This is a genomic window from Neisseria sp. P0021.S007, assembly GCF_051956855.1.
On sequence record NZ_JBQCXA010001318.1, the window covers coordinates 1 to 499 of the forward strand.

The window sequence follows — 499 nt, forward strand, 5'->3', positions numbered from 1 at the left end:
TCTCTCCTGTAACTAGTCAGGCGTGGACGTTGCCGTTACCACACACCGCCATAAACTTTGATATGCCGTCCAAAGCCTGTGAATAGGCTTCAAACGCCATAAGAGAAAATGGCGATAAAAAATCAGCGTTTACCCTGCTGATTTGGGCTAGTTAATTTAAGAGAGAAACTTAATTCTGCTTCTCAAAGCTCAATCTGTCAAATGGTTTTTTACGGGGTTAGATGGCGTTATGCTTACTCTTTCCCGACACCAGCAAAGAAAACCGCCCGCGTTTCACGGTCGCCCCGAATTGGTTTTGCACTTCTTCCATCACGGTTATGATTTCATGCCCCGCTCTGCGAAGTTCCATAATGCGTGAGTTATAGCCAAGTATGCCCATCTGTGCCAGCTCCCATGATGTAACGCTCCCTTTTCTCAATCGGGCTAAAATGCGCTCTCTTTGGCTTGGCGTTTTGGGCTTGTTATTGATACAATCAAGTTTCATAATCTACTCTTCTTT

At 45.1% G+C, this 499-nt stretch carries 1 protein-coding gene; it reads right to left on the reverse strand.

The window, feature by feature from the left end:
• Positions 1-217: 217 nt before the first annotated feature.
• Complete coding sequence (locus ACTHUR_RS18945; RefSeq protein ID WP_070459993.1) at positions 218-484, reverse strand: helix-turn-helix domain-containing protein; 267 nt, start codon at positions 482-484, stop codon at positions 218-220.
• Positions 485-499 lie beyond the last annotated feature (15 nt).

Coding starts and splice junctions, on each gene's coding strand:
- ACTHUR_RS18945 (WP_070459993.1), bottom strand. CDS start 484: ATGAAACTTGATTGTATCAATAACAAGCCCAAAACGCCAAGCCAAAGA.